This window comes from Streptomyces sp. NPDC048671 (genome assembly GCF_055587045.1).
The window spans coordinates 73,062-95,963 of record NZ_JBVJHB010000016.1 but is presented as its reverse complement, the minus strand read 5'-3'; the positions used below and the strand labels follow the sequence as shown (position 1 = coordinate 95,963).

Sequence of the window (22,902 nt, the reverse complement as noted above, 5' to 3'; positions counted from 1 at the left end):
CTCCCCGACGCGCGTCTAGCAGGCGGAATCACCGCACCGCACGCGAAGGGGAGTTGGCGTACATGACAGTCACGGGGAGCATCACGAACGTCCGGGGCATACGGGGCATACGAGGTGCGCGAGGCGTGCGGATGCGGCGCGTCCTCGCACTGTCCGTCGCGGGGCTGACCGCGATACCGGCGCTCGTCCTCGGCAGCGGCACATCCGCGCAGGCGGCGTCCTGCACGACGTCCAAGGGGCCGTACCAGAAGCAGGTCGAGAAGTACCTGCACCTGAAGGTGGACGGCAAGCAGTCCGCAGCCGACTGCAAGGCGATCCGGTCGTTCCAGAGCACCTACGGGGTCACGCCCACCATCGGCTATGCCGGGCCCGTCACCTGGCGCACCATGCAGACGCTCACCGCCCAGAAGGCGGCCGGCAAGAACCCGAACAAGGCCAAGAAGTGCCCCACCAACAAGGGGCGGATCGCGTGCGTGGACCTGACCCGGCAGATCAGCTGGATCCAGGACGGCAAGAAGCTGAAGTTCGGGCCGGTGCCGGTGCGGACCGGGCGGGACGGGTACGAGACCCGTACCGGGGCGAAGAAGATCTACTGGCGCCACATCAACCACGTGTCGTCGATCTACCACGTGGCGATGCCGTACTCCCAGTTCTTCGACGGCGGGCAGGCGTTCCACGCGGTGGGCGTGAAGATGTGGAACCCGCCGGGGTCGCACGGCTGCGTCAACATGCGCACCGCCGACGCGAAGTCGTACTGGAAGCTGCTCAAGAACGGCGACGACGTCTTTGTGTACGGGCGCAAGCTCGGAACGTGACCGCTTTCCGCTCTTCCCGCCCCCGTTGTCAGTGCGCTGGGGTAGCTTCCGAAGTGCTGAAGTGAGCGGTGTCACGGCGCGACAGGGGTGGAACGACGCTATGGGTGATCTGACGGCGACGGCGGGCGATGTCGACAGCCGCCTCGAAGGACACCGGGTCGAGCTGACCGGGTACTGCTACCGGATGCTCGGCTCGGCCTTCGAGGCGGAGGACGCGGTCCAGGACACGCTGGTGCGTGCCTGGCGCAACTTCGACAAGTTCGAGGGCCGTTCCTCGCTGCGGTCCTGGCTGTACCGGATCGCGACGAACGTCTGTCTCGACATGCTGAACGCGGGCAACAAGCGCGCCAGGCCCGTCGATCTGTCCGGCCCGACGCCGCTCGCGCAGGCCGCGCTCAATCCGCTGCCGGAGAACACCTGGCTTGAGCCGATGCCGGACGGGCGGATCCTGCCGTCCGTCGCGGACCCGGCCGAGGCGGCCGTGGCGCGCGAGTCGGTGCGGCTCGCGTTCGTCGCCGCGCTGCAGCATCTGCCGCCCAAGCAGCGGGCCGTGCTGATCCTGCGCGAGGTGCTCGCGTGGAAGGCGAGCGAGGTCGCCGAGCTGCTCGACACCTCGGTCGCGTCGGTCAACAGCGCCCTCCAGCGGGCGCGGGCGACGATCAGCGAACACAAGGACACGCCCGCCGACGCCGCCGATCCGCTCGACGAGGAGCAGCGCAAGCTCCTGGAGCGGTATGTGGCGGCGTTCGAGGGCTACGACATGAAGGCGCTGACCGCGCTGCTCCACGAGGACGCCATCATGACGATGCCGCCGTTCGACCTCTGGCTCCAGGGGCACGACGACATCACGGGCTTCATGACCTCGATCGGTGCGTCCTGTGCGGGCTCCCGGCTGGTCGCGACGTCGGCGAACGGCACCCCGGCGTTCGCGCACTACAAGCCGAATCCGGACGGGCCCGGGTTCGTGCCCTGGGCGGTGCAGGTCATCGACATCTCGGACGGTGCGATCACCGGGATGCACTGCTTCCTGGACACCCCGCGCTGGTTCCCGCTGTTCGGGCTGCCCGATCACCTGGAGGCGGACGCGGCGTAAGGCCGTAGGTGGTGCGGGGGCCGGACGGATGGTGCGGGGGCAGGCCGGGTGGTCCGCCGGCCACCCGGTCTGCTCGCCCCACGCCCCGAGCCACGTGCCTGCCGTGCGCGATTCGCTGCGGTCGCCACGTGGCCCAGGGCGACGGCACACCGTCAGCCGACCAGTGCCTGCCAGGTCAGCGGGCCTGCCTCGCCGTCGACGACCAGCCGGTTGAGTCCCTGGTACGTGCGCACGGCGGACGTGCTGACCGCGCCGAACGTGCCGTCGACCGCCAGGCCGGCGCTGCGCTTGTTCAGCGCGGTCTGCAGGGCCCGGACGTGGGAGCCGCTGCTGCCCTGCCGCAGGGTGTAGACGAGATGCGGCCAGGTCGCCGGTCCCACCTGGCCGTCGGCCACCAGGCCCTTGGCCTTCTGGAAGGCCTTGACAGCGGTGGACGAGACCGAGCCGTACTGCCCGTCGGCGACCAGGCCGTATCCGCGCTTCGCCATCAGGTACTGAATGGCGACGACCGTCTTTCCGCTCGCACCGGGGTCGATCCTGGGCCAGCCGCCGCCCAGGTCCACGCCCCGTGCGGCCATGAAGGTGACCGGGTTGGTCGTGACGCCGAGCCCTCCCGAATGTGTCTCGAAGTGCAGGTGGGGCCCTGTCACATTGCCGGTGGCTCCCATGTCGGCGATGCGCTGGCCGGCGGCGACCGTGGCGTTGAGCGCGACCCGGTAGGCGCTGAGGTGACCGTAGTAGGTGTACTGGCCGCTGCCGTGCGAGATGACCAGGGCGTTGCCGGTCCGGCCGGTGAGGCCGCCACCCCACGCCCGGCGGACGACTGTGCCGGCCGCCGCCGCGTAGACCCCGGTACCCGTCGAATTCGAGACGTCCTGACCGGCGTGCGCGGCGCCGCCCCGTGAGGCGCCGTAGTGGCCGCCGGCCGGGAAGTGACCGAGAGCGGGGTTGGCCCACCGGCCGTTCTTCGCCGTGGCCGCGAAGGCCGCGGTGGCTCCGGTCCCCAGGCCCACCCCGGAAAGGCCGAGGCGAGACCCATCCCGGCGATCAGTCCGCGGCGGGACAGGCCGCCGCGCGGCTCCGGCCTCTCCGCCGTCGCCTCGATCGCCGTTGCGCAGGAATCGCACATGTTCGCTCCCTCAGATCTGCTGAATCGGGCACGGGTTGTCGACGTGGTCGCCTCGGAAAGCAGGCAGTTGAAGTGCGCACGTCACAATGTCTACTCGCATAGACGCTAAGGAGGTGACACCGATCCGGCCATAGGCCCGTGGGCCCGGTCCGGGCCCAATCACGGTCCGGGCATCAGGCCGGGCCCGTCGCACGCACTCAAAAGACCCCGTACCGGCCTTCGCCGCTCTTCCGCTCCGGGATTCCGCAGATCCGGTTCAGGAAGGCGTCTCCGCCAGCCCGACCACGTCCCCCAGCCCCAGCAGGTCGAGCAGCAGCCGGAGTTCGGGAGGTGTCCCGCGCAGCCGCAGCCGTCTGCCGCCCGCCCGGCGGGCGACCAGCGACAGTCGGGCGATCGCCTCGGCCAGGGCCAGATCGGGGTGCACGACCCCGCCCACGTCGCAGTCCACCACGGCGGCTTCCGAAGCGGCCAGTATCGTCTCCAGCTCCGCGCAGAGGCGTGGCGTACCGGCGCGCGTGACACGTCCGGAGAGGACGAGTACCGCCGGCGACAAGGGATCCATACCAGGGAGACCGGCGCCGCGGCGCAAACTCATCGCGGCGGCGCGGCATTTCTCAGCTGACGGGGAAGGCGCCAGTGGTGTTGTGGTCCTTGGACGGCGGTGGCGAGACAGTGACGATCGCCTCGATGATCTCCACCTTGCAGCCCTCGGGTGCGTCCGTCTCCTCCCAGATCCGGACGAGGTCGTCTCATTCCTGGCCGTGGCCCGGCGCGGGATCGACAGTGCGTGGGCTCATGACGGCGGTCTCCCCATATCGGTGCGTCACCGAGTCCAGCATGCCGAACGGGACCGGCGGCAGTCCACCGGTCCCGTTCACCCTTACGAGAAAACCGCAGGTCAGGCGATACGTTCCCGCACCACGGGGGTGGCGGTGAACGGCGTGCCCGACGGGGCGATGTCGTACGAGTCGGGCAGCGCCTTCAGCGCGTAGTCGAACTTCTCAGGGGTGTCCGTGTGCAGCGTCAGCAGCGGCTGGCCGGCCGTCACCGTGTCGCCGGGCTTGGCGTGCAGCTCGACGCCGGCGCCCGCCTGCACCGGCTCCTCCTTGCGGGCGCGGCCCGCGCCGAGGCGCCAGGCGGCGACGCCGATCTCGTACGCGTCCAGGCGGGTCAGTACTCCGGAGGACGGGGCCGTCACGACGTGCTGCTCGCGGGCGACCGGGAGGGTGGCGTCCGGGTCGCCGCCCTGGGCGGAGATCATCCGGCGCCAGACGTCCATCGCGGAGCCGTCCGCGAGGGCCTTCTCCGGGTCGGCGTCCTTGAGCCCGGCCGCGTCCAGCATCTCGCGGGCGAGGGCCAGGGTGAGGTCGACGACGTCCCTGGGGCCGCCGCCGGCCAGCACCTCGACCGACTCGCGGACCTCCAGGGCGTTGCCCGCGGTCAGGCCGAGCGGGGTGGACATGTCGGTGAGCAGCGCGACCGTCCGCACTCCGCTGTCGGTGCCCAGGGCGACCATGGTGGAGGCCAGTTCGCGGGCGTCCTCGATCGTCTTCATGAAGGCGCCGGAACCGACCTTGACGTCCAGGACGAGTGCGCCGGTGCCCTCGGCGATCTTCTTGGACATGATCGAGCTGGCGATCAGCGGGATGGCCTCGACGGTGCCGGTGACGTCGCGGAGCGCGTACAGCTTCTTGTCGGCGGGGGCGAGGCCGTCACCCGCCGCGCAGATGACCGCGCCGGTGGTGTCGAGGACGTGTCGCATCTCGGCGTTGGTGATGTGGGCGCGCCAGCCGGGGATGGACTCCAGCTTGTCGAGGGTGCCGCCGGTGTGGCCGAGGCCGCGTCCGCTGAGCTGCGGTACGGCGGCGCCGCAGGCGGCGACCAGCGGGGCGAGCGGCAGGGTGATCTTGTCGCCGACGCCGCCGGTGGAGTGCTTGTCGGTGGTGGGGCGGGAGAGCTCGGAGAAGTTCATCCGCTCGCCGGAGGCGATCATGGCGGCGGTCCAGCGGGCGATCTCCGTACGGTTCATGCCGTTCAGCAGGATCGCCATGGCCAGCGCGGACATCTGCTCGTCGGCGACCTCGCCGCGGGTGTACGCGTCGATGACCCAGTCGATCTGCTCGGGGGTCAGCTCGCCTCGGTCCCGCTTGGTGCGGATGACGGAGATGGCGTCCATGTCCTGGAGTCCTTCCGGCCGGTACGTACGCATGAGTCCCGTTGACTCTACGCGCATAGAGGATATGAGCACCGCCGGGCGGGCAGGTTTCCCGGCCCGCCCGGCGGCGGTGGTGGGGCGTGCGGCGCTATCCGAGGTGGGACGGCCCGAACGCCTGCGGGAGCATCTCGTCGAGGGTGCGGAAGCCGTCCGGGGTCTCCAGGACGAGTTCCGGCCCGCCGAACTCGTACAGCAGCTGTCTGCACCTGCCGCACGGCACCAGGATCTCGCCCGCCCCGTCCACGCAGGTGAAGTGGGTCAGCCGGCCGCCTCCGGTCGCGTGCAGCTGGGAGACCAGTCCGCACTCGGCGCAGAGACTGATGCCGTACGAGGCGTTCTCGACGTTGCAGCCGACGATCGTGCGGCCGTCGTCGACCAGGGCGGCGACGCCGACCGGGTAGCCCGAGTAGGGCGCGTACGCCCGGGACATGGCGTCCCGGGCCGCGGTCCGCAGGGCGTCCCAGTCGGCCCCCGCCACGGCGGTGGCGCCCGCTCCGGCGGTGGGCGTCACTTGCCCTGCCCCTTGCGGTAGCGCATGCCGTCCGCCTTCGGCATCCGCAGCCGCTGCGCGGAGAGCGAGAGGACGAGCAACGTGACGACGTACGGGGTCGCGCTCACGAACTCGGTGGGCACGGTGTCCGTAGCGAGGTACCAGACCAGTACGGCGGCGGCGATGACCGCGCTGACGACGCCCTGCACGAAGCTCTTGCGGTAGAGCTTCCAGGCCGCGAGGACGGCCAGCACGACCACGAGCAGCAGGAGCAGCGCGTGGACGGACTCGCCGCCGTTGCGCAGCTGGAGCGCGTCGGCGAAGCCGAACAGGCCCGCGCCCATGGCGAGTCCGCCGGGCCGCCAGTTACCGAAGATCATCGCGGCGAGACCGATGTATCCGCGGCCGCCGGTCTGTCCCTCGTTGTAGATGTGCGAGGTGACCAGGGAGAGGAAGGCGCCGCCGAGACCGGCCATGCCGCCGGAGATGATCACCGCGATGTACTTGTACGTGTAGACGTTGACGCCGAGCGACTCGGCGGCCACCGGGTTCTCGCCGCAGGAGCGCAGCCGAAGGCCGAAGGCGGTCTTCCACAGGACGAAGAACGTCACGACGAAGAGGAGCGCGGCGACGATCGTCAGCAGCGACAGGTTGGTGACCAGGCCGCCGAGGACGCCGGCCAGGTCGGAGACGAAGAACCAGTGGTGTTTCTCGACGGTGTGCAGCCAGTCGGAGAGGCCCGGGATCGTCACCGAGGTGATGTCGTCGGCCGGTGGGGACTGCTTGGGTGAGCCGCCCTTGACCGCCGCGTCGCCCGAGTTGAACCAGAGCTTGGCGAAGTAGGTGGTGAAGCCGAGCGCCAGGATGTTGATGGCGATGCCGGAGATGATGTGGTCGACGCCGAAGGTGACGGTCGCCACCGCGTGCAGCAGCCCGCCGAGCATTCCGCCGATGACACCGGCGAGCACGCCGAGCCAGGGGTTGGTCTGCCAGCCGGCCCAGGCACCGAAGAAGGTGCCCAGGATCATCATGCCTTCGAGGCCGATGTTGACCACGCCGGCCCGCTCGGCCCAGAGGCCGCCGAGACCGGCGAGGCCGATCGGCACGGCCATCGAGAGGGCCGCGCTGATCTGTCCGGCCGAGGTGACGTCCTGAGCGCCGGTGACGGCGCGCACGGCGGACAGCGCGAGCAGCCCGCCCGCGATGATCAGGAGGATGACGGGGAAGGAGAAGCGGGTGCGGCCGCCCTTGCCGCCGGAGACCTTGGGGGCCGCGGGGGGCGGGGTGGAAGTCGCCGTGACGGTCACGCCGACACCTCCTGCTGGTCGGAGTTACGGGCGGCCTGTGCGGCGAGTTCCGCGCCGACCTTGCTCTGCTGGCGCTTGAGTCCGTAGCGGCGGACGACTTCGTAGGCGATGACGACGCACAGGACGATGACGCCCTGGATCACGCCGACGATCTCCTTGTCGTACCCCTCGAACTCCAGCTTTCCGGTGCCGCGTTCCAGGAAGCCCCAGAGCAGCGCGCCGAGCGCGATGCCGACGGGGTGGTTGCGGCCGAGGAGGGCGATGGCGATACCGGTGAAGCCGATGCCGACCGGGAAGTCGCCGCTGTACTCGTAGCTGTCGTTGAGCAGCGTGGGCATGCCGATCAGGCCTGCCACGCCGCCCGAGATGAGCATCGAGGTGACGACCATCCTCTTGACGTTCACACCGCTGGCCTCGGCGGCGGAGCCGGACTGGCCGACGGTGCGCAGGTCGAAGCCGAAGCGGGTGCGCGAGAGCGTGAACCAGTAGGCGACGCCCGCGACGACCGCGACCACGATGAAGCCCCAGATGGGCGTCGGGGTGGTCGGGAACGTGAAGAAGTGCGAGGACTCCGGGAGCGGCTTGGTGGAGATCTTGGTGCCGGCCTCGTCGAGGTGGCCGAGGCGGTTCTGCTGGAGCAGGTAGCCGATGATCGCGGTCGCGATGGAGTTCAGCATGATCGTCGAGACGACCTCGCTGACGCCCCGGGTGACCTTGAGGAGACCGGCGATCCCGGCCCACATCGCGCCGACGATCATCGCGGTGAGGATGATCAGCGGGATCTGGAGGGCGCCGGGCAGGGTCAGCGCGCCGCCGACCGCCGCGGCGAAGAACGCGGCGAGGCGGTACTGGCCGTCGACGCCGATGTTGAAGAGGTTCATCCGGAAGCCGACGGCCACCGCGAGACCCGCGAGGTAGTACGTCGTCGCCTTGTTCAGGATGTAGACCTGGCTGTCCGACTTCACCCCGTAGTCGAACATGATGCCGAAGGCGCTGAACGGCTCCTTGCCGGTGGCGGCGAGCACGAGTGCCGTCACCAGGAAGGCGACCACGATCGCGAGTACGGGGGCCGCGATCCCCAGGAGCAGCCGCTCCTTGTCGATCTTCTTCATCGGTCCTCTCCCCCGTCCCGGGGGTCGGTGTCGTCCGTGGTGGGGGCGGCGGATCCGCCGTCGCCCTCGGGCGCTTCGAGGTGGCCCTCGGCCGCGCCCGTCATCGCCGAGCCGAGTTCTTCCGGGGTGACGGTCGCGGGGTCGGCGTCCGCGACGAGTGCGCCGCGGTACATGACGCGCAGGGTGTCGGAGAGCCCGATCAGCTCGTCCAGGTCGGCGGAGATCAGCAGCACGGCGAGTCCCTCGCGGCGTGCCTCGCGGATCTGGTCCCAGATCTGGGCCTGGGCGCCGACGTCCACGCCCCGGGTCGGGTGCGCGGCGATCAGCAGCTTGGGCGAGTGGCTCATCTCGCGGCCGACGATCAGCTTCTGCTGGTTGCCGCCGGAGAGCGAGGCCGCGGTGACCTCGATGCCGGGGGTGCGCACGTCGTACTCGCGCACGATCCGCTCGGTGTCGGCGCGGGCGGCCTTGAGGTCGAGGAAGACGCCCTTGCTGTTGGGGCGCTCGGTGACGTGGCCGAGGATGCGGTTCTCCCAGAGCGGGGCCTCCAGCAGCAGTCCGTGCCGGTGGCGGTCCTCGGGGATGACGGCCATGCCGTCCTCGCGGCGCTTGCGCGTCGGCGTGCGGGAGATGTCCGCGCCGTCCAGGGCGAGGGTGCCCGCGTCGAGGGTGCGCATGCCCATGATGGCGTCGACCAGTTCGGACTGGCCGTTGCCCTCGACGCCGGCGATGCCGAGCACCTCGCCCTTGTGGATGGTGAAGGTGATGCCGTCGAGCACGGCACGCACCACCCCGTCCGGGTCGGTGGCGGTCAGCCGCAGCCCGTCGACGGCCAGCATCGGCGTGTCGGTGACGGTCGACTCGCGGGTCTCCGGCGACGGCAGCTCACTGCCGACCATCAGCTCGGCGAGCTGCTTGGCCGTGGTGTGCTCCGGGTCGGCGGTGCCCACGGTCGTCCCGCGCCGGATGACGGTGATCTCGTCGGCCACCGACAGCACCTCGCCCAGCTTGTGCGAGATGAAGATGACGGTCAGGCCCTCGGCCTTGAGCTCGCGCAGGTTGTCGAAGAGCGCCTCGACCTCCTGCGGTACGAGGACGGCGGTGGGCTCGTCGAGGATCAGGGTGCGGGCGCCACGGTAGAGGACCTTGAGAATCTCCACGCGCTGGCGGTCGGCGACACCGAGGTCCTCGACCATGGCGTCGGGCCGGATGCCGAGACCGTACGAGTCGGAGATCTCCCTGATCCTGGCGCGGGCCCGGTCCCCGATGCCGTACAGCTTCTCGGAGCCGAGTACGACGTTCTCCAGGACGGTGAGGTAGTCGGCGAGCATGAAGTGCTGGTGCACCATGCCGATGCCGCGGTCGATGGCGTCGCCCGGGTTGGAGAACGTGGCCTGTTCGCCGTCCACCGCGATGGTGCCCTCGTCCGGCTTCTGCATGCCGTACAGGATCTTCATGAGCGTGGACTTGCCGGCGCCGTTCTCACCGATGAGGGCGTGGACGGTGCCGCGGCGCACGGTGATGTCGATGTCGTGGTTGGCCACGACCCCGGGGAACCGCTTGGTGATGCCGCGGAGCTCCACGGCATGAGGACTGCTGGACGCGTTGATGGCGCACTCTCCTTGACAGGAGCGGAGGGCGGAGGCGGTGGGGTGCCGATTGCGGGGGCGGAAAAAGGTACCGCGCCCGAGCGGGCGCTACGCGCGTAGCGCCCCCGAATCGTTGGCCACCTGTTCACAGGTGGCGTACCGGGGCCGGTGACCCCCGTCGCGGGGGTACGTGAATCGGGGGCCCGGACGAGCAGCCGAAGCCGCTCATCCGGGCCCCCGATCGACGGGCCGGATCAGGTCGTGGACTTGACCTTGATGGTGCCGTCGACGATCTTCTTCTTCGCGGCGTCCAGCTGGGCCTGGATGTCCTTGAGGTGGTCACCCGTGGTGGTCAGGCTGACGCCGCCCTTGGCCAGGGTGTACGTCTGCGTGCCGGTGATCGGCTTGCCGTCCTTGACGGACTTGACCAGGTCGAACACACCGGTGTCGACGTTCTTGACGACCGAGGTCAGGATCGTGTCCTTGTACTTCGCCAGCGCCGGGTCCAGGGCCTGGTCGGAGTCGACACCGATGGACCAGGCGCCCTTCTTGCCCGCGACGGCCTCGATCGAACCGGCACCCGAGCCGCCCGCGGCGGCGAAGATGACGTCGACGCCCTTGTCGAGCATGCCCTTGGCGGCTTCCTTGCCCTTGTCGGGGCTGCCGAAGCCGGACAGGTCCGAACCGGTGGACAGGTACTGGATCTGCACCTTGGCCTTGGGGTCCGTGTCGATGACGCCCTGCCGGAAGCCGGCGGCGAACTTCTTGATCAGCGGAAGGTCCACACCGCCGATGAAGCCGACCTGGCCGTCCTTGGACTTCAGCGCCGCGGCGACACCGGCGAGGTAGGAGCCCTGCTCCTCGGTGAAGACGATCGAGTCGACGTTCTTCACGTCGGAGACCGAGTCGACCAGGCCGAAGTTGACCTTCGGGTACTTGGGGGCGATCTTGTCGACCGCGTCCTTGTAGGCGAAGCCCACGGCGATGACCGGGTTGTAGCCGCCCTCGGCGAGCGACTGCAGGCGCTGCTCGCGGTCGGCCGGGGTCTCACCGTTCTTGGCGGTGAGCTCCTTCGTCTGGGCGTCGAACTCGGCCTTGGCCTTGTCCAGGCCGCGGGCCGCGGAGTCGTTGAACGAGTTGTCGCCCCGGCCGCCCACGTCGTAGGCCATGCCGATCTTCATCCCGCCCTTTTCGGAGCTGGTGTCCTCGTCGGACGAGCTGCCACACGCGGTGGCAGTGAGGGCGAGCGCCGCGGTAATGGCACACGCGGCGGTGATCTTGGATACCGGGCGCAAGGGAAGGCTCCTTCAAACCTGACCGAAGCGCCTCTTCCGGCGCTGGTTTCGCGGCGATCGTAACGCGCGTAGATGTCAGATAAAGCCCCGTACGGAAGCCGTTATCGGATCGTCGCGAACCGGGGGTGACCTGTCCGGTTACAGATGATTACCGTCCAGCAACGCAGAGGCGGTGAAGAGCTCCACGCCAACGGTGATCGCCTCCTCGTCCGCGTCGAAGTTGCCCCGGTGCAGGTCCAGACCACAGGTGTCGCCGGGGGTCCGCACTCCGAGCCGTGCCATCGCGCCCGGCACGTGCTCCAGGTACCAGGAGAAGTCCTCTCCGCCCAGGCTCTGTTCGGTGTCCTCGATCGCATACGATCCGCGGCGGGCGGTCATGGCCACGGTGAGCAGCTCGATCGCGGCGGCGTCATTGACCACGGGCGGGACGCCCCGGATGTAGTTGATCACCGTCTTGGCCCGGTGCATTCCGGCCACCTCGTCGATCGCGGCGTGCACCAGATCGGGGGCCGCCCGCCAGGCCGCCAGGTCCAGGCAGCGAACGGTGCCCGACAGCTCGGCGTGTTGCGGGATCACGTTGCAGGCGTGCCCGGTCTCCAGCCGCCCCCAGGTCACCGCGAGCCCGGCCCGCGCGTCGACCCGGCGGGCCAGCAGCGCGGGAACCTCGGTGGCCACCCTGGCGGCGGCGGTGACCAGGTCGGTGGTCAGGTGCGGGCGGGCGGTGTGGCCGCCGGGCCCGTCCAGGGACAGCTCCAGCCGGTCGCAGGCGGAGGTGATCGCCCCGATCCGCAGCCCGATCCGCCCCACGTCGACCTTCGGGTCGCAGTGCACCCCGATGATCCGGCCGACGCCCTCCAGCACCCCCGAATCGATCGCGTCGGGCGCCCCGCCGGGCAGCACCTCCTCGGCCGGCTGGAAGATCAGCCGCACCGGGTTGGGCAGCAGCCCCTGCCGGTCCAGCCCGGCGAGCACGAGGCCGGCGCCGAGCACGGTGGTGGTGTGGACGTCGTGCCCGCAGGCGTGCGCCCGGTCGGGCACGGTGGAGCGGTAGGGGACGCCCGTCTTGGTGTCCGGGATCGGCAGCGCGTCGATGTCGGCCCGCAGCGCCAGCATGGGCCGCGTGGCCTCGCTCCGTGTCCCCACGTCACACATGAGCCCGGTCCCGGAGGCGAGCACCCGGGGCTCAAGGCCTGCCAGCTCCAGCCGGGCCTTGATGGCCGCGGTGGTGCGGAACTCCTGGTTGCCGAGCTCGGGGTGCATGTGCAGATCGCGGCGGAAGGCGATCAGCTCGGCGCGCAGCGCTTCGGGCAGCGTGCCGGGCAGGGCCTCCGCTGCGGGCGGCTGGGCTTCACAAACGCTGGACGTCGAGTGGCTCACTGGTGAAGGGTACGGCGCCTCCCACGCCAACTGACCATGAAACAAGAAAAGTTCAGCCACATAGACGAATAAATGACTGGGTCGCGGCGTGTGGGCCAATGGCGAGATGGGTAAACTCGCGCGCTTCGCCCGGGGCCGGGCGGCAGGTTCCTTCCGGACCGAACTTCCTGTACACGCCACGGACTCGCGGCTTACGACCTGGTGCGCGATAGGGAGCCCGCAGAACATCACCAGGGACACCTCGTGCGACTTCTCGGTACACCTGGGACAGGGCGTCCTACGTCAGCCCTCAAGGCCCAGCCGACCCGCGAGATCCGACACCGGGGAGACCCGCCGTCGCTCTCCGCCTCGCAGATCGGACACGAGGCGTCGGCTCGTCGAGTGGTATCGCATCCACTCCGGTGCGATCCGCTCGGCCGTCAGCAGCGCGCGCACAGCGCCGTCCGCGTTGTTCAGCTCCGCGTGCGCCAGTGCCCGGTCGACGTGAAATCGTGCGAGCCAGGTCGGCGGGAGGGAGCGCAGATCGGGGACGGCACGGGCGGTACGGAGCGCCTCGGCACTGTCCTCCATTTCGACCAGGAAGTTGACCTTGGCCACACCCACGTTCGTCGGCCCGAACGGAGTCGCGTAGTCGAGTCGGTCCGTGCCGATACGGGCAGCCGCCGCGCTCACCAGGGTCAGCAGTTCGCGCACGGTGTCGTGCCGGCCGGCGCGCACCGCTGCCGTCGCCGCCCGGAGCAGGAGAATCCCCCAGAGCGACAGTTCGACCGGCTGGGACCGGAACGTCGGCTCGACGCGCTCAGCGGTGACCGTGGCGATCCGTTCGGCATCCGCCAGCCTGCCCTGCCGGGTGAACACCCAGGCGAGGCTGGAAATCCCCACGGTCTCCAGGTGTGGATCGTCCCCCTTGCGCGCGGCCTCCGTCGCCCGCTCCAGCGCGGTGAAGCCCGCGTCCTCCTTGCCGAGTGCGGTCAGTGTGGTGGCGGCAACCTGATACGCCTCGGCCAGCACCGAGTACGCTGCCGCCGCATCCGCGCCGCTGTGCGCGCGTACGGCCGCTCTCGCATCGCGGACAAGCTGCGGCAGCAGCAGACCGATCTCACCGATGCGTCCCTCCCGCCGGACGAGCTCCGTGGACCGCAGCGCCGCCCGTAACTGCGTAAGCGTGGGCGGCTCCTCGGGGTCGGACTCCTCCCCCAGCAGATCGGCGACCGGCGAGAGCATCTGCCGCAGGGCCAGCACCGAGGGCTGGTCCTGTTCGCCGCGCACCTCGAATGTGGAGGGCTGCCCGACGAGTACGGGCTCTACGTCCAGGGCGCGGGCCAGGGCGTTGAGGGTCGTGAGCCGTGCAGTGCTGCGTACGCCCTGTTCGAGTTTGCGGACGACGTCGACCGAGACTCCCGCACGCTCGGCCAGCCTCTCCTGCGTCAGCTTTCGCCGCAGCCGCAGCCGGGCGATCCGGTCACCGATACCGGGCTCCTCGTGGAACTCCATGGCCACCACCCGCGAAACTGGTCCGAGTCCGACTCACCACGATACGCCCGGGGTTGAGCCGTGGCCGGGCACCGAAGTCCGAATCGACGCCGGGACCTCGCTCAAGCCGTACGAGCGGCTGATCGCGAAGGCACTTCAGGAGTGCGGCACGGTATCTGCGAGTCGGGGCGGTCGAGCCGCCGTCGTCGTGGGAGTCCGAGACCGCCGTCAGTCCGGCAGCCCGCGGCGCACCGGGAAGAGGGCCAGTCCGATGCACAGTGCTCCCGCTGTCAGCAGGTCCAGGCTCACGGCCATCATGACGGTCCCGGCCAGCACCAGCAGCGGGGACCGGGCCGGGACCTCGTCCCGGCGGAAGAACGCGAGCAGGGTGACGAGCGTCAGCAGCCCGAGCCAGAACAGCATCGGCACCACCGTGTAGACCACCGGCATCACACCGGGCACGTCCTGCACCTTCTCGAACATGTCACTCATGGCCCGGTCGTCCGCCGCGACGAACCCGACCGCCAGGTCGATCACCGCCTGCACCGCCACCGCGGCCACCCCCAGCAGCCCGGCCCCGGCCGCCACCCGGACTCCGGCCCGTCTGCCGCCACGCACACCGTCCGGCATCCGCAGGCCCCGGAAGACCGGAACGAACGCGAGCGCACCGGCCAGGAACAGCATGTGCGCCACCGACCACCACACCCCGGGCCCGTAGTCACCCACCGCCCGGCCGGCCAGCCGCACCAGTCCGTAGCCGGCCATCAGGGCGGGGGCCACGAGGAACGCCCTTGCGGTGGAGTTGTCCTGACGTTGCGTCATTTCCGTCGTCTGCATGCTTCGATGATCGCCTCGGTGCGCCCCTGGCCGCCATCGGGGATGACCCCGGGCCGACCCTGGTCCGGATGCCCGCGGCACCTGAGGGTGGACTCGGGATCGGCCCCGGATCGAGGCGGCGGAAACGTCGTCGCGACAGGGAGCCGGATGGCGATATAGGGTTAGTCCAGCGGTTAGTCCACCTATCGATCCGGCCCTGTGAGGCAGCCATGGAAGCAGCGCGTCAGTACAACGTCCATGAGGCCAAGACGCACCTCTCGCGCATCCTGGAGCAGGTGGCCACCGGCGAGGAAGTGGTGATCTCCAAAGCCGGGGAACCGGTGGCCAAGGTCGTGCCGCTCCGGGCGCGGGTGAACCGGACCGGGCGCGGGTCACTGCGGGGACAGATCCGCATCGGGGACGACTTCGACGAGCTGCCGGACGACATCGCCAACGCCTTCGGGATGAACGAATGAAGATGCTGCTCGACGCCCACGTCGTCCTGTGGTGGCTCGACGACTCCGCCGAGCTGTCCGACGAGGTCAAACGCATGCTGGACACGGAGCCCTCGGTCTTCGTCAGCGCGGTCAGCCCGTGGGAGATCGCGATCAAGCAGTCCCTCGGGAAGCTCGAAGGGCCGCAGGACCTCGCGGAACGGGTGCGGGACAGCCAGTTCCTCTCGCTTCCGATCACCGCGGGACACAGTGTTCGGGCGGGCAGGCTGCCGGAACACCACCGCGATCCCTTCGACCGGATACTGATCGCGCAGGCTCAGACCGAGGGGATGACCATCCTGACCCGGGACAAGTGGATCCCCTCCTACGACGTGCAGGTCATGCCCGTCTGACCCCGCCCGGACGGCCGGGCGCGTCCGCCCGGCTCACGCCTCCCCGACCACCGCCGTCGCCCGCCAGGGCGCCAGCCGCTGGACGTCGCGGGCCGTCTCCGTGACACCGGCCAGGAAGCCCTGCGCCCGTGGGGACGCCGTTTCGCGGAGCCACTCCGGGGCGATGTCGCAGACCGCGACCTTCACCTCGGTGCCGACCAGGGCCAGGGGCAGGGTGTGGACCACCGTGGAGGGGAAGCTCAGGACCGTGCGGCCGATCGGGCCGCGGCGGGCGATGAGTTCCAGCGGGAGGTCGGGGCGGACGATCTCCAGGCCGGTGGCGGCTTCCAGGGCGTGGAGCTTCTCGGTGGATTCGCGGCGGTGGGCGAAGTAGCGGGTGGCGCCGTGGGTGCGGGCCAGTTCGGCGACCGCCTCCAGGTACGGGGCGCGGTCGACCACGCCCGTCTCCACCAGGGAGGTGCCGACCAGGTCCGCGCCCTTGGTGAGCAGCGGCGGGCCGAAGCGGGAGCGGGTCCAGGAGAAGGTGTTGGGGATGAGGGTGATGCCGGGCGGCGGGATCACCGGCATCGCGGTGAAGAGTTCGACCTCGCGGGCCGCGGACGGGGTGAAGCGGCGGCGGGCGGTGGCGGTGACCGGGGCCAGGGCCAGGTCGCGGGGGCTCGATCCGCCGCGGCGGTGCCAGCGGGTGAGGCGTTCGCCGCGGGTCATCTGGGCGACGAACTCCATGGTGGCGGTGCCATCGTCGACCACGGTGAGGCGGCGGGGCCTGACCAGGGTGAGCAGCAGCTGTACGTAGCGGGAGAACGGGTCCCCGATGACGATGTGGTCGGCGTTGCGGACGAGCCTGGTCAGGGCGCGCAGCGACTTCAGGGGGGTGCCCGAGTCGCCGCGCGCCTCCTGCCAGCGCACGGTGACGCCCTCGTCGCGGGCCAGCTCCGCCATCCGGCGCAGCTGACCGCGCGACATCGGGTCGACCGGGGGGAGGACGACGACGGTGACGTCCGCGAGGACGCGGCCGCCGCCTCCCTCTGTGTAGGCCCACTCCAGGACGTTCAGGAGCTGGACCGGGCTCTCGACGAAGGCGAGGTTCACCGGTCTGCCCGTCAGACCGCGAGCGGCTCGGCGGCCTGGGCCGTCTCACCGCTCTCCGCGACGACACCCGGGACCCGGCGGAGCTTCTTCATCGGGCCGAGCTCCGACTCGTACACCTTCTTGACGCCGTCACCGAGGGACGCCTCGATGGTGCGGATGTCGCGGACGAGGCGGGTGAGGCCCTGCGGCTCGACGGACGCGGCCTGGTCGGAGCCCCACATGGCGCGGTCGAGGGTGATGTGGCGCTCGACAAAGGCGGCGCCGAGTGCGACGGCCGCGAGGGTGGTCTGCAGGCCCGTCTCGTGGCCGCTGTAGCCGATCGGGACGTTGGGGTACTCCTGCTGAAGGGTGTTGATGACCCGGAGGTTCAGCTCCTCGGCCTTCGCCGGGTACGTCGAAGTGGCGTGGCAGAGAAGGATGTTGTCGGAGCCGAGCACCTCGACCGCGTGGCGGATCTGGCGCGGGGTCGACATGCCGGTGGAGAGGATCACCGTGCGGCCGGTGGCCCGCAGCGAGCGCAGCAGCTCGTCGTCGGTGAGCGATGCGGAGGCCACCTTGTGGGCGGGGACGTCGAACTTCTCCAGGAACGTGACGGCCTCGGTGTCCCACGGGGAGGCGAACCAGTCGATGCCGCGCTCGGCGCAGTGCTCGGAGATGGCCCGGTACTCGGTCTCGCCGAACTCCACGCGGTGGCGGTAGTCGATGTACGTCATCCGGCCCCAGGGGGTGTCGCGCTCGATGTCCCACTGGTCGCGCGGGGTGCAGATCTCCGGGGTGCGCTTCTGGAACTTGACGGCGTCGCAGCCGGCCTCGGCGGCCGCGTCGATCAGCGCGATGGCGTTGTCGAGGTCGCCGTTGTGGTTGATGCCGATCTCACCCGTGACGTACACGGGGTGGCCGGGGCCCGCGGTGCGGGTGCCGAGGGTGCGCAGTCGGGAGGTGTTCATGGTGCGTTCCTTACTTGGGGAGGGGGGTGTTGACGGAACGAGTGGTGAGGGTGGGGCCCAGCAGCCAGGCCGCGATCTCGCGGATGGCGCCGAAGCCGCCGGGGGTGACCGTCACGGCGCGCGCCGCGGCGCGTACCGAGTCATGGGCGCTCGCGACGGCGACGGGCCAGCCGGCGAGTGCGAAGCAGGGGAGGTCGTTGACGTCGTTGCCGACGTACATGACGCGTTCGGGGGCGATGGACTGCTCGTCGCACCACTGCTTGAGCGCGAGGTCCTTGCGGTCGATGCCGTGCAGGACGGGCACGCGGAGCTTGTGGGCGCGGGCGGCGACGACCGGGTTCTGTTCCGTGGAGAGGATCAGGAGGGGCAGGCCCGCCCTGCGCAGCGCGGCGATGCCGAGTCCGTCGCCCCGGTGGACGGCGACCGTTTCGCGGCCGTCGGCGTCGATGAGGACCCGGTCGTCGGTCTGGGTGCCGTCGAAGTCCAGGACGACCGCGTCGATGTCCTCGCGGGTGGGCAGCGGCGCCGGGTCCAGAAGTGGGGCCAGGGCGCGGGCGCGGGCCAGGTCGTGCGGGTCGTCGATCTCCAGCACCCGCGCCGGGTCGGTGCGCACCAGTGCGGTGTGGCCGAAGAAGCGGTGGCGGTGGGTGCGGAAGCCGGCCGCGTCCATCGCGTAGGCGGCGCCGGTTTCGAGGAGGTCCTCGGGGCGGTCCTGGCGGCGGGGGCGCACGGACTTGTCGTGGTTGACGCCGTAGTTGTGGTCCTCGACCGCGCTGCCGTCGCGCCACAGGAAGCCGTGGAACGGGGCGACGGTGACGGCCGTGTCGGCGCCGTCCCGGGAGACCGCCGCGGCGACGCCGTCGATGTCCTCGCGGGCGACGAAGGGGCTGGTGCACTGGACGAGGAGGACGACGTCCACGCGCCGGCCGTGCTCGGCCTCGTAGCTGTCCATCGCGTGCAGCACGGCGGCCTCGCTGGTCGCGGTGTCCCCCGCGATGGCCTCGGGGCGCCGCACGCAGTGCGTCCGGGCGGACTCGCCGAGCGCTTCGGCGGCGGCGCGGACGGCCTCGGCGACGGCCGGGGCGTCGGTCGTCACGACGACGTCCGTCACCTCGGCCGACGCCAGGCAGGCGCGGACCGCGCGGACGACCAGTGGTACGCCGCCGACCTGGGCGAGGTTCTTGGCCGGTACGCCCTTGGATCCGCCGCGGGCGGGTATCACGGCGAGCACGGTGGGCGGTGTGGTGGCCGGTGTGGTGGGCTGCGTCATCGCTGCTCCCAGGGGTGTCTTGGTAGTGGTGTTCACAGCTCGCAGGGATGCCCTGGCAGGGGTGTTCACAGCTCGCCCATCCGCCGGATGACCGGGGCGACCCGCTGGACGCCGTGGCGGTACGCGCCCCGCGCCGCGTCCCGGACCGCCTCGCGCACCGCTCCCCTGACCCGGCCGGTCTCCCCGGTCGCGGGGGCGCCCGGCAGCGGGTGGCCGTCGGGGGCCAGGTGGTGGCGGGCGAGGATGGCGGGGAGGTAGCCGGGGGCGGTGGCGGGCGTGTAGTAGGGCGCCGGGCCGGGCAGCCGGTCCGTGGCCAGGAGGGCGGCGACCCGGGCCCGTGCGGTGTCGTAGGCGGCGTCGTAGCCGCCGTAGGCGGCGACGCCCTGGCCGGCCAGCCAGCGCCGGTCCGGCTCGGGGTGGGCGCCGCCGTCCAGGTGGTCCCAGGAGGTGAGGAGGCCGGAGCCGATGAAGTGGTGGTTGCCGAGGGTCTCGCGCACCCCGAGGTCGGTGAGGACGGCGGTGGGGATGCGGCGGTGCAGGGATTCCAGGGCGGCGGTCGAGGAGACGGTGACCAGCAGGTCGGTGCGGTCCAGGACCTCGCCCATGTGCCCGTACACCAGGCGGAAGTTGGGCGGGAGTCCGCCGGGCAGCCGCTCGGCGAGCCGCTGGTAGGGGAGTTCCTCGATGTGTGTGGTGTGCTCGCCCGGCCTGGAGCGCAGCTTCAGCAGCACCTCGCGCCCCGGATGCAGCCTGGCGTGCTCGACGAGCCTGCGCAGCAGGTACGTACGGTCGGCGCGGGAGGCCGGCACGGAGGGCTGGGCGGCGAACACGACGGTGTCGCGGCCCTGTTCGCGGCGGTACGGCTCGCCGCCGAGGAAGGGCAGGGCGGCCTCCGTGACGGCCGAGGGGTCGGCGCCCACTCCCTCGTACACCGCGCGGAAACGCTCCGCGTCGTGGCGGGAGTTGGCGAGGACGACGTCGGCGCCGTGCCGCAGCAGCAGCCCGTCCGCGAGCTTCTCGTAGACGACGCCGACGTAGCCGGTGACGACGACGGGCCTGGCGCGCAGCCGGAGTGCGGCGAGGCCGTGCAGCATCGCCTGGACGGCGCCGCCGACCAGCGCGAGGACCACCAGGTCGTATCCCTCGTCGCGCACGGTGTGCAGGAATTCGACCGCCGTCACCTCGCGCACCCGGTCGGTGGCGATGCCGACGTCCCCGACCTCGGCGAGCTGGCGCGGGGTCGGGGTCGCCCGGCCGCGCAGCAGCAGTCCGCTGATCTCCGCCCGAGGCGCGCCCGCAGGGCCGTCGCCCGAGGTCAGCCGGCGCGCGGTGAGCGCGCCCCACTTCCATCGGGTGTCGGAGTCGGCGAGCACGGCCACCCGGAGCGCCGGGGGCGGCGCGTCCGTGGATTCCGGTTCTGCCGGAGAAGCGGAATTGCTGTTACTAAGGGGCACGTCCAAGAAGGTAGGAAGGCCCGGGGGTGCGCAGCCCAACGTGACAGCAACAAAGGGTTAACAGCCCACCGACGATTGCCCAACCTGCCGCCGGGCTGCTCGAACGGGCCGGAAAAGCACCCATGGGTGCTTACCGGTTCATCATTTCGACGGGTGCCGTTCACCCCGCGTCCGTACGGCCGCAAGGGCGAATGCGCGGCCCGGAACTAGCGTGACGCGGGTGGTTAAGCTCTCCGTCATCGTGCCGTTCTACAACGTGCAGACATACGCCCCCGACACCCTGAGAAGCCTGCGGGCGAACGCCCGCGAGGACTTCGAGTTCATTCTCGTCGACGACTGCTCGACCGACGGGACCGCGGACATGCTGCGCCGCGCGCAGGACGAGATTCCGGGGGTGGTCGTCCGCAGACACGAACAGAACGGCGGACTGGCCACCGCCCGGAACACCGGTCTGGACGCGGCCCGCGGCGAGTACCTCGCCTTCCTGGACGGCGACGACTGGCTCGCCCCCGGTTTCTACGCCGAACTCCTGGCCAGGACCGAGGCGTTGGGCTGCGACTTCGTCCGTACCGACCATGTGCAGGCCGACGGCAGGACCCGTACCGTCCAGCGCGTCCCGCACGGCCCCAGGGGAGAGGTGACGGCGCCCCGGGACGCGATCCTGCCCGCCGGGCGCAGCACCTCGGTCGACTACGCGTACGCCTGGGCGGGCCTCTACCACCGCCGGCTGCTGGACCGCGGGCTGCTGCACTTCACGGACGGGCTGCGCACCGCGGAGGACCGGCCGTGGATCTGGCGGCTGCACCGCGAGGCGGATTCCTTCGCGGTGCTGGGACTTCTCGGAATCTTCTACCGACGCGGCGTCGCCTCGTCGCTCACCCAGATCGGTGACATGCGCCAGCTCGATTTCATCCGCTCGTTCGACCAGGTCGTACGGGAGACAGCGGCGGACCGCGATGCGTCGGAACTCCTGCCGAAAGCGGTCCGCAACTATTGCGCGATCATTTCCCATCACATGGGTTCGATCGAAAGGTTCGAACCCGCTGTGGCGCGTGCGCTGAAATCGATGAGCGCCGGCGCTCTCGGGCGAATGCCGCAGGATGTGCTGGACGAGGCCCTCGACTCGATGGACGTCAAGCGCGCGACCCTGCTGCGCCGGCTGCGCCGCCGGTCCGCCGCGAAGGAGGTGGCGGTCGCGTGAGCAGCAGCCGGGCCCGTACGACGCAGATCTTCTTCGCCTCCACCCTCTACGGCACGGCCACGCTCGCCGCCGCCCTGGACGCGGGTCTCTTCGCGGACGCCGGCCGGCGCGTCCTGCTCGTCTCGGACAACGCGGCGATCCCGGAGACGGCGACCGCTCTCGACGCGATGCCCGGGTTCGACGTGCTGCGCGGCCGGTTCGACGACGTCGTGTCGTGGAACGATACGATCGCCCCGCACCATCCGGGCGGCTGGTCGCCGCGCCCGGACGACGTACCGCTGTGGGAACGGCATCTGCGGCTCGCCTGGGGACTCGGCGACGACGCCATCGAGATCGCCGTGGAGTCGATCCAGGTCGACCCGGCCATGGCGATCGCCCAGATCTTCACCGGCGTCCCGATCGACGTGTACGCGGACGGGCTGATGAGCTACGGCCCGACCAGGAACAAGATCGACCCGCTGGTCGGCACCCGGGTGCGGCGGCTGCTCCATCTCGACCTGGTGCCGGGGCTGCGTCCGCTGCTGCTCACGGAGTTCGGCGTGGCGCCGCGGATCGTGCCGACCGAGGCCTTCCTCAAGGTGCTCGGTGAGCTGGGCGAGGCGCCCGACGTCGCGGCGGGCGTGCCGTCCGTGGAGGCGCCCGCGCTGCTGCTCGGCCAGTACCTCTCCGCGCTCGGCCTGATCAGCGCGGCGGAGGAGGAGGAGCTGCATCTGCGGATGATGCGCGGCGCGGTCCGCCTCGGCCACACCCGGCTGGTGTTCAAGCCGCATCCGACGGCCCCGGCCCAGTGGTCGCGGGGGATGGAGGCGGAGGCGGAGCGGCTCGGCGCGGAGCTGACCGTGCTGGACGCGGGGATGCTCACCGCCCCGGTCCTCGCCGAGGTGCTGTACCAGCGGATGCGGCCCGCCCTGGTCGTCGGCTGCTTCTCGACGGCACTGCTCACGGCGTCCGCGTTCTACGGGCTGCCGGTGGCGCGGGTCGGCACGCAGACGCTGCTCGACCGGCTGACCCCGTTCGAGAACAGCAACCGGATTCCGGTCACGCTGGTGGACGCGCTGGTGCCGGACCTGGAGGACCGGGACGCGGTCCCGGCCCGCCCTGCGGTGGCACCGGACGGGTTGAACGATCTGGTGAGGGCGGTCGGCTTCGCCATGCAGCCGAAGATCTATCCGGGGCTCCGCCCGGTCGCGGAGCGGTATCTCGCCGGCCGTCCCGCCGCCGCGACCCGGCGGTACTTCAAGCGCCGGCGGCTGACCGCGCTCGCGCTGCCGGGCGGGGTGCCCGAGCAGCTCGCGTTCCTGCCGCGGAGCGCGGCGGTGCGCCGGGTGGCGCGGCGGGCGAAGGCACTGCGGCCGGGCGCGCGGCGGTAGGAGCGACGAG

Annotated in this window: 20 protein-coding genes and 2 pseudogenes; 6 read left to right on the top strand and 16 right to left on the bottom strand. The window is 70.9% G+C overall.

What is annotated here, in order from left to right:
- Positions 1-131: 131 nt before the first annotated feature.
- Together ACZ6S6_RS29445 and ACZ6S6_RS29440 are read left to right on the top strand one after the other, a co-directional pair.
- The gene (locus ACZ6S6_RS29445; protein WP_362954205.1) at positions 132-815 is read left to right on the top strand and encodes a L,D-transpeptidase family protein; all 684 of its coding nucleotides are present in this window, start codon (positions 132-134) and stop codon (positions 813-815) included.
- Between the two features lie 100 nt (positions 816-915).
- Complete coding sequence (locus ACZ6S6_RS29440) at positions 916-1,908, top strand: sigma-70 family RNA polymerase sigma factor (RefSeq protein WP_469707695.1); 993 nt, start codon at positions 916-918, stop codon at positions 1,906-1,908.
- A gap of 152 nt (positions 1,909-2,060) precedes the next feature.
- On the opposite strand, the pseudogene ACZ6S6_RS29435 reads toward ACZ6S6_RS29440, so the two are convergent.
- From ACZ6S6_RS29435 to ACZ6S6_RS29380, 12 genes and pseudogenes are all read right to left on the bottom strand, one after another.
- Positions 2,061-3,037 (bottom strand): annotated as a pseudogene (locus ACZ6S6_RS29435) (peptidoglycan-binding protein).
- A gap of 256 nt (positions 3,038-3,293) precedes the next feature.
- Positions 3,294-3,599, bottom strand: coding sequence for an STAS domain-containing protein (locus ACZ6S6_RS29430; RefSeq protein WP_362953984.1), 306 nt, complete (start codon positions 3,597-3,599; stop codon positions 3,294-3,296).
- A 73-nt stretch (positions 3,600-3,672) separates the two neighbouring features.
- A pseudogene (locus tag ACZ6S6_RS29425) lies at positions 3,673-3,834 on the bottom strand (Uma2 family endonuclease); the annotation flags it as partial.
- A gap of 101 nt (positions 3,835-3,935) precedes the next feature.
- Positions 3,936-5,213 carry a thymidine phosphorylase gene (locus tag ACZ6S6_RS29420; protein ID WP_469707693.1) on the bottom strand — a complete coding sequence of 426 codons (1,278 nt, stop codon included), beginning with the start codon at positions 5,211-5,213 and terminating at the stop codon, positions 3,936-3,938.
- A gap of 127 nt (positions 5,214-5,340) precedes the next feature.
- The gene (locus tag ACZ6S6_RS29415) at positions 5,341-5,763 is read right to left on the bottom strand and encodes a cytidine deaminase (RefSeq protein WP_362953988.1); all 423 of its coding nucleotides are present in this window, start codon (positions 5,761-5,763) and stop codon (positions 5,341-5,343) included.
- Positions 5,760-7,049 (bottom strand): ABC transporter permease, encoded by a 1,290-nt coding sequence (locus ACZ6S6_RS29410; protein WP_469707689.1) that lies wholly within the window; start codon positions 7,047-7,049, stop codon positions 5,760-5,762. The genes ACZ6S6_RS29415 and ACZ6S6_RS29410 overlap by 4 nt, the downstream gene beginning before the upstream one ends.
- A complete protein-coding gene (locus tag ACZ6S6_RS29405; protein WP_362953991.1) occupies positions 7,046-8,161 on the bottom strand; it encodes an ABC transporter permease in 1,116 nt (371 codons plus the stop codon). The genes ACZ6S6_RS29410 and ACZ6S6_RS29405 overlap by 4 nt, the downstream gene beginning before the upstream one ends.
- A complete protein-coding gene (locus ACZ6S6_RS29400; RefSeq protein ID WP_469707685.1) occupies positions 8,158-9,744 on the bottom strand; it encodes an ABC transporter ATP-binding protein in 1,587 nt (528 codons plus the stop codon). The genes ACZ6S6_RS29405 and ACZ6S6_RS29400 overlap by 4 nt, the downstream gene beginning before the upstream one ends.
- Before the next feature lie 260 nt (positions 9,745-10,004).
- Entirely contained in the window at positions 10,005-11,045 is a 1,041-nt protein-coding gene (locus tag ACZ6S6_RS29395; RefSeq protein ID WP_362953995.1) for a BMP family lipoprotein, read from the bottom strand.
- A gap of 138 nt (positions 11,046-11,183) precedes the next feature.
- The gene (locus ACZ6S6_RS29390; protein ID WP_469707683.1) at positions 11,184-12,422 is read right to left on the bottom strand and encodes an amidohydrolase; all 1,239 of its coding nucleotides are present in this window, start codon (positions 12,420-12,422) and stop codon (positions 11,184-11,186) included.
- Between the two features lie 282 nt (positions 12,423-12,704).
- Positions 12,705-13,916, bottom strand: a complete 1,212-nt coding sequence (locus ACZ6S6_RS29385) for a helix-turn-helix domain-containing protein (RefSeq protein ID WP_469707681.1) — start codon at positions 13,914-13,916, stop codon at positions 12,705-12,707.
- Between the two features lie 207 nt (positions 13,917-14,123).
- Positions 14,124-14,732: a hypothetical protein gene (locus ACZ6S6_RS29380; RefSeq protein WP_469707679.1), complete on the bottom strand. Its 609-nt coding sequence runs from the start codon at positions 14,730-14,732 to the stop codon at positions 14,124-14,126.
- 209 nt (positions 14,733-14,941) lie between these two features.
- On the opposite strand from ACZ6S6_RS29380, the gene ACZ6S6_RS29375 reads away from it, so the two are divergent.
- Together ACZ6S6_RS29375 and ACZ6S6_RS29370 are read left to right on the top strand one after the other, a co-directional pair.
- Positions 14,942-15,187, top strand: a complete 246-nt coding sequence (locus tag ACZ6S6_RS29375; RefSeq protein ID WP_469707678.1) for a type II toxin-antitoxin system Phd/YefM family antitoxin — start codon at positions 14,942-14,944, stop codon at positions 15,185-15,187.
- The gene (locus ACZ6S6_RS29370; RefSeq protein WP_469707676.1) at positions 15,184-15,558 is read left to right on the top strand and encodes a type II toxin-antitoxin system VapC family toxin; all 375 of its coding nucleotides are present in this window, start codon (positions 15,184-15,186) and stop codon (positions 15,556-15,558) included. Before ACZ6S6_RS29375 ends, ACZ6S6_RS29370 begins: the two co-directional genes overlap by 4 nt.
- Before the next feature lie 33 nt (positions 15,559-15,591).
- On the opposite strand, the gene ACZ6S6_RS29365 is transcribed toward ACZ6S6_RS29370, so the two are convergent.
- The 4 genes from ACZ6S6_RS29365 to ACZ6S6_RS29350 form a co-directional block, all read right to left on the bottom strand.
- A complete protein-coding gene (locus tag ACZ6S6_RS29365; protein ID WP_469707674.1) occupies positions 15,592-16,650 on the bottom strand; it encodes a hypothetical protein in 1,059 nt (352 codons plus the stop codon).
- A gap of 11 nt (positions 16,651-16,661) precedes the next feature.
- Positions 16,662-17,597 (bottom strand): N-acetylneuraminate synthase family protein, encoded by a 936-nt coding sequence (locus ACZ6S6_RS29360; protein WP_362954010.1) that lies wholly within the window; start codon positions 17,595-17,597, stop codon positions 16,662-16,664.
- A gap of 10 nt (positions 17,598-17,607) precedes the next feature.
- Entirely contained in the window at positions 17,608-18,867 is a 1,260-nt protein-coding gene (locus ACZ6S6_RS29355) for an acylneuraminate cytidylyltransferase (RefSeq protein ID WP_362954012.1), read from the bottom strand.
- Between the two features lie 65 nt (positions 18,868-18,932).
- Complete coding sequence (locus ACZ6S6_RS29350) at positions 18,933-20,321, bottom strand: DUF6716 putative glycosyltransferase (protein WP_469707671.1); 1,389 nt, start codon at positions 20,319-20,321, stop codon at positions 18,933-18,935.
- A 220-nt stretch (positions 20,322-20,541) separates the two neighbouring features.
- On the opposite strand from ACZ6S6_RS29350, the gene ACZ6S6_RS29345 reads away from it, so the two are divergent.
- Positions 20,542-21,522 carry a glycosyltransferase family 2 protein gene (locus ACZ6S6_RS29345; RefSeq protein WP_469707669.1) on the top strand — a complete coding sequence of 327 codons (981 nt, stop codon included), beginning with the start codon at positions 20,542-20,544 and terminating at the stop codon, positions 21,520-21,522.
- Positions 21,519-22,892, top strand: a complete 1,374-nt coding sequence (locus ACZ6S6_RS29340; RefSeq protein WP_469707667.1) for a polysialyltransferase family glycosyltransferase — start codon at positions 21,519-21,521, stop codon at positions 22,890-22,892. Before ACZ6S6_RS29345 ends, ACZ6S6_RS29340 begins: the two co-directional genes overlap by 4 nt.
- The last annotated feature ends 10 nt before the right edge of the window (positions 22,893-22,902 follow it).

What these genes read in the sequence shown, in the direction of transcription:
- ACZ6S6_RS29370 (WP_469707676.1), top strand. Translation starts at nt 15,184, where the DNA reads ATGAAGATGCTGCTCGACGCCCACGTCGTCCTGTGGTGGCTCGACGAC.
- ACZ6S6_RS29405 (WP_362953991.1), bottom strand. Translation starts at nt 8,161, where the DNA reads ATGAAGAAGATCGACAAGGAGCGGCTGCTCCTGGGGATCGCGGCCCCC.
- ACZ6S6_RS29360 (WP_362954010.1), bottom strand. Translation starts at nt 17,597, where the DNA reads ATGAACACCTCCCGACTGCGCACCCTCGGCACCCGCACCGCGGGCCCC.
- ACZ6S6_RS29385 (WP_469707681.1), bottom strand. Translation starts at nt 13,916, where the DNA reads ATGGAGTTCCACGAGGAGCCCGGTATCGGTGACCGGATCGCCCGGCTG.
- ACZ6S6_RS29420 (WP_469707693.1), bottom strand. Translation starts at nt 5,213, where the DNA reads ATGGACGCCATCTCCGTCATCCGCACCAAGCGGGACCGAGGCGAGCTG.
- ACZ6S6_RS29440 (WP_469707695.1), top strand. Translation starts at nt 916, where the DNA reads ATGGGTGATCTGACGGCGACGGCGGGCGATGTCGACAGCCGCCTCGAA.
- ACZ6S6_RS29375 (WP_469707678.1), top strand. Translation starts at nt 14,942, where the DNA reads ATGGAAGCAGCGCGTCAGTACAACGTCCATGAGGCCAAGACGCACCTC.
- ACZ6S6_RS29380 (WP_469707679.1), bottom strand. Translation starts at nt 14,732, where the DNA reads ATGCAGACGACGGAAATGACGCAACGTCAGGACAACTCCACCGCAAGG.
- ACZ6S6_RS29445 (WP_362954205.1), top strand. Translation starts at nt 132, where the DNA reads ATGCGGCGCGTCCTCGCACTGTCCGTCGCGGGGCTGACCGCGATACCG.
- ACZ6S6_RS29355 (WP_362954012.1), bottom strand. Translation starts at nt 18,867, where the DNA reads ATGACGCAGCCCACCACACCGGCCACCACACCGCCCACCGTGCTCGCC.
- ACZ6S6_RS29430 (WP_362953984.1), bottom strand. Translation starts at nt 3,599, where the DNA reads ATGGATCCCTTGTCGCCGGCGGTACTCGTCCTCTCCGGACGTGTCACG.